The following is a 5,044-nucleotide window of genomic DNA, read 5'->3' as shown; positions in this document are numbered from 1 at the left end:
GGCACTGATCAATAAGGATTGGTCCTCGTTGCCTTCGAAATCTTTTTTGTATTGTAGTTCATAGGAATATTTGGGATTGGTGGCCGTGGTCAGTTCATGACGGCGAAAGGCATCGGTCAGGGCATTTCCCGCACCGAAGGTGCTGAAAACGGCATCGGAGTTTTCCTTTTCCCACTCGTAGGCAAAATTTCCCGAAAGGGTCAACACATTATAGTCGTTGATGTGGTAATCCGTACCGAGGATAAGGTTGAAAAAGGTTTCGTTCTTATCGCTCTCGCCAATGCTGCTGATATAGGTATTGTCCACCAAATTCCGGTTTTCGCTTTCATTGTCGCTGGGGAAGGTCCTACGGCCAAAGCCCAACTGGCTGAACAGGTTGAACTTTTCGGTACGCTTGTTCAGGCTCAAACCCAAACTATGGTTGTTCGGTATACCTGTATTCAAGGTTACGGAACCGTTCAGGCCTTTTTTCTCCTCTTTTTTCAATACAATGTTGATAATACCAGATGTACCTTCCGCATCGTATTTGGCGGAAGGGTTCGTAATCACCTCGATACGCTCGATCATATCGGCGGTAAGGGTACCCAAGGCACCGCCCTTTTCGTTCGCAATGACCGAAGGTTTCCCGTTGATCAACATTTGCACGCCCTGACTACCACGTAGGCTGACCGCCCCTTCGATGCTTACGTTGACCGACGGTACATTGTTCAGGACTTCCAAGGCACTTGCGCCGGTACTGCTCAGATCGGCACCCACATTAAAGATGCGCTTATCGAGTTTGAATTCCGTTTGGGAAACCTGCCCCTCAACGACCACCTCATCCAACTGCTGGGAATCTTCCGTCAGCGTTACCGTGCCCAAATCGATAGTGCCATCAACGATTTCCGGATTGTCGATCTTTATTGAGCTAAAGCCCATAAAACTGACCTCGACGTAAAAATCGGAGGCTTCGGTCTCCAAATCAAAACTACCGTCCTCAAGCGTGGTAGTGCCCGTAATCGGTTTTTGGTCGGCAGGGTTTCCTACCAATACTGTGGCGAACTCGATGGGAGTTCCGTTGGGGTCACCGACCTTTCCGGTAATAGATGTGGTTCCGTTTTGGGCGGAGAGTACATCCATATTAAAAAAAAGCGTCCCGAAAAGCATCAGATAAAATACTTTTTTCATAGTAAGGGGAGATTGATATTTCATACCCCAAAGATGTTCCATTTTCAATGGAAGGCTTTTCCATTTTCTTTAAACGACGTAGATTGGCTTGTGAACGACAAAAGTCCATGAATTCGACGTTGACCCATTCATATCTGTCGATGACCGGTTTATTATAAAAGCCCCTTGCCGGAATATGCTACTTTTATAGCATGGCATTCAAACGGTTTTCTTTGAACAGTACTTCCAAGGAGGTTATTTTCCAGCTATTGCTGCACATCGTACTATTCCTTTTTTTTTCTTTTGATAGGAACCAGCCCCAAATACAGGAATTTAAAGTGGTGGCCTTCCTCAACTACGCATTGGGTGCCCTGGTCATCAATTATGTGCTGCTGCCGCACTTTTTCTACTGTAAAAAATACCTGCTTTTCTTTTTCTATGTGGCCATAATGGTTGCAGTGATCATCGCCGTGGAAGAGCTTGTACTCGAACGCATTTACTACCCCGATACTCGTGGCAAACATTTTCCCGGGGTCGTTTACAGCCTATTGGACGTGCTGCCTGTCATTACCATTTTGGCGGGATTTAAATTCGCATGGGACGCCTCTACCAAACAACGGGAGGTCGAACAACTGCGTACCTCTGTCAAGGAAAGCGAACTGCAGTTCCTGAAATCGCAGATCAATCCGCATTTTTTGTTCAACAACCTGAACAATCTGTATTCCTACGCCATCGACAATTCGCCAAAAACGCCTTCCATCATTTTGGAACTATCCTCGGTGTTGCGTTATATGCTCTATGATTGTAAAGAGGATTTTGTGGCACTTCCAAAGGAATTGGAACATCTGAAAAACTTTACCCAATTGAACGAACTACAGATCGAGGAGCGTGGTACCGTTACTTTTCAGACCAAGCATATCGGTTCAGGCTACCGGATCGCGCCATTGATCTTAACAGTATTCGTTGAAAATGCCTTCAAACACAGTACGGCAAGCCAATCCGAGGATATTACCATAGACATCGGCATCGACGTTACCGACAAAGGGTTATTAGTATTTGAGTGTATCAACTCCTTCAGGCCAATTACAAACACCGATGACCTATCACACGGCATCGGTTTGGAGAATGTCAAAAAACGTCTGGAGCTGATCTATCCTAATGCACACCAACTGTGCATTTCAGAAACGGATACGCTATATTCCGTAAAACTTGAAATGCAATTAAAACAGGAAACGAAATGATACGATGCATCATAGTCGAAGACCAACCGCCGGCACAGCGCGTACTTCAAAAGTTCATCGGCGACATGGAAAACATGGAACTTAAGGCCACCTTCGCCGATGCGCTAAAAGCGATGGAATTCCTAAAATCGCAAGCTATCGATTTGATTTTTTTGGACATACATTTGCCGAAGATTTCGGGTATAGACTTTCTGAAGACGATTTCGGATGCCCCTCACGTTATTTTGACCACAGCATTTTCTGACTATGCATTGGAAAGCTATGATTTGAATGTAGTGGATTATCTGCTGAAGCCCTTTTCGTTCGAGCGTTTCGTTAAAGCGACCAACAAGGTTCCCGTGGATAGTAGCGGAAAAAATATCAAAGAATCAGCTATAGGCGCAAAATCAAGTCCCGAGATGCTCTTTATCAAATCGGGATACGAGCACCTCAAAATACAAGTTTCGGACATCCATTATATCCAATCGGAATCCGACTATACCGAAATTTTTACCGCAGATAAAAAATACCTTACCTCACATTCGCTACGGCACTGGCTACAAACTTTGGACGAAAGACAATTTGTTCAAATCCACAAATCCTTCATTGTGAATACTGGGAATATCACAAAAGTATCGGGCAATCGCATTTACTTTGGTTCGGATACCCATGTGCCCATTGGGCGTATGTATAAGGAAGAGTTTGTGGAGAAATATTTGAAGTGATCTTGTCGCTATTCCTACCCCTTTTCCTTTCGTAACTTTTGGTAAGCCTCCCTCAGATATATCGAAATCATATAAGAAAAAATGGGTACGGGCAATAGATTTATCTGGTCTATTATGGAAGATTTTGGATACCTAATTAGTGTCTGTCTATTAAGTCAACAGTAATTGCTGGTTTACTGCAAACCATTCGTGTTTTTCTGTTCGGTTTGCGCTTCTTTTTATGGTTTCCCCCTACTTCGATTTTTCAAAATGCCGGAAGGCCTGATTTTAACAGTTATTAACAGTTTTTTGCGCCAATATTTGCAATAAGGGTGTACCCGTCCCCGTGGCCCTTGATTTTTCAGTATCGAAGGACACCGGATCTTCAGGCCGCCCGGGCCTTCCGCTTTGGCACCATCATCTCGACCAGGGCATTGGTCATTACCCTGATGTTGTAACCGATAATGCCCCATAGCACCTTGGCCTTGAAATGGGCCCACCCCTTCCAGTTGCACCGGTTCAGTGAGAAGCCCCTTTTCAGGTTGGATATGTTCGCCTCGATACCGCTGCGCCATTTCTTCAGACGGGTCTCCATGTTAAGGCTGCTTACCTGGTTGCACATGCTGCCCACGACCTTGTTGAACACTACGTTCACGATACCTTTTTCCTTGGCGTGCCGTGCGTTGGCGGCCGAGGCGTAGCCGCCATCGGTGGCATAGTCCCTGGGGACGGCTCGGTAATCCTCCACGAGCTTGTCCATTGCCGGCCCGTACAGGTCGGTATCGCGCGGGTTGCCCCTCGGGATATCACAGGCCAGCACCAGGTTGCTCCTTCCGGTGGAGATGTCGACCTTGTGTCCGAACTGCACCTTGCGGCCGCCTTTGACGATGATATCGGTATGTCGTTCGTAGATGGAGAACAGCTTTTCGTCGTTGGGCACCTCAAGGCCCTTGATCTCCCTTTTTTCCGTAAAGGCGTAGACCTGGCGCATTACCGGCAGCACACCCTCCAGTTCGAGCTGCAGGATCGCGGCCTTGACACTACAGCGTTGCTTTTTTTTTACGGCGTTCGATACCTGGTTTATGCTCTTCGTGAAGGTGGCAAGCTGCTTTTTGAACAGATCGGCCCGTTTGTCCTTGCTTTTGGTATTGTTGATCTTGTAAAAGGTCTTTTTGGCGCCCTTGGTGTAGTCGCGGACGCCAAGGTCGGTAATTTCCTTTTCAAGGTGTTTCAGCAAACGGTGGCTCTCCCTGATACAGTCCCAGACCAGGGCATTGTTGGTGGGATAATGGATGTCGGTCCCCACCACCGTGCTGTCCTGCCTTACCTGCCTTAGGTCCTCGAGCCCCTCGCCGATGGCTATCCTGTTGAGCTCGACCAGGAACCTGTCCAGGTTCCCGGCCCCGACCTTGGAGATATACTTCTGCAGTACCTGAAAACTATAGGGCTTCAGTTCATCGATCTTCAAAAAATGGGAGCAGATGCGCGAGTCGCCCTGGTGGTAGGCAAGTTCGCGATAGGTAAGACGTTTGAGCTCCTTGTAGATCGCCGCGCGTACGATCTGTTCGACGCTGGGGGTATCCTTGCGCCCGAAGGTATTTCTCTTTTCCCCGCTGGTTATGTCCTCCTCGAGGAGGGCGATAAGCTCGGAATGTTCTTCCAATATGCTGTCTATCAGGCCGAACTCCGGGTTGTTGGCCCAATCCGGCTGTTCGAATTTGAGCTTCAAGGTCTCGAATAGTTTCATTTTCATACCTTAAATTTACAAAAGGGAATTGTTGGATTTCCTATCAAACTGTTTGGTTATCAACAATTTAATGTTAATAGACAGACACTAATTAGACCATCGAACCGAGCAGCAACGTGCCCAAGATAAAGAGTACCAACGAGATAACGCCTCCTACCTCCATACAATGCCTGAACCTATAAATGCCCATACTGAAGATCAACGAATTGGTCCGATAGCCTACCGGG

4 protein-coding genes are annotated in these 5,044 nt (G+C 46.9%); 2 read left to right on the top strand and 2 right to left on the bottom strand.

Annotated elements, in window-relative coordinates; genetic code table 11:
• Nucleotides 1–1,167, bottom strand: a 1,167-nt coding sequence (locus tag ACEW8S_RS12035; RefSeq protein WP_373518394.1) for a carboxypeptidase regulatory-like domain-containing protein, incomplete at its 3' end; no start/stop codon positions are given.
• 212 nt (nt 1,168–1,379) lie between these two features.
• Here ACEW8S_RS12035 and ACEW8S_RS12030 point away from each other — a divergent pair.
• Together ACEW8S_RS12030 and ACEW8S_RS12025 are read left to right on the top strand one after the other, a co-directional pair.
• Complete coding sequence (locus ACEW8S_RS12030; RefSeq protein ID WP_373518393.1) at nt 1,380–2,387, top strand: sensor histidine kinase; 1,008 nt, start codon at nt 1,380–1,382, stop codon at nt 2,385–2,387.
• Nucleotides 2,384–3,091 carry a LytR/AlgR family response regulator transcription factor gene (locus tag ACEW8S_RS12025; protein WP_373518392.1) on the top strand — a complete coding sequence of 236 codons (708 nt, stop codon included), beginning with the start codon at nt 2,384–2,386 and terminating at the stop codon, nt 3,089–3,091. The genes ACEW8S_RS12030 and ACEW8S_RS12025 overlap by 4 nt, the downstream gene beginning before the upstream one ends.
• 364 nt (nt 3,092–3,455) lie before the next feature.
• On the opposite strand, the gene ACEW8S_RS12020 is transcribed toward ACEW8S_RS12025, so the two are convergent.
• Nucleotides 3,456–4,823 carry an ISNCY family transposase gene (locus ACEW8S_RS12020; protein ID WP_373518391.1) on the bottom strand — a complete coding sequence of 456 codons (1,368 nt, stop codon included), beginning with the start codon at nt 4,821–4,823 and terminating at the stop codon, nt 3,456–3,458.
• Nucleotides 4,824–5,044: the final 221 nt, after the last annotated feature.

This window comes from Pricia sp. (assembly GCF_041745955.1).
In the GTDB taxonomy this organism is placed as follows: Bacteria; Bacteroidota; Bacteroidia; order Flavobacteriales; family Flavobacteriaceae; genus Pricia.
This window is presented reverse-complemented; position numbering and strand designations above follow the sequence as displayed.

Excerpts from the sequence above, each read along its gene's own strand:
- ACEW8S_RS12025 (WP_373518392.1), top strand. The coding sequence starts at position 2,384 with ATGATACGATGCATCATAGTCGAAGACCAACCGCCGGCACAGCGCGTA.
- ACEW8S_RS12020 (WP_373518391.1), bottom strand. The coding sequence starts at position 4,823 with ATGAAAATGAAACTATTCGAGACCTTGAAGCTCAAATTCGAACAGCCG.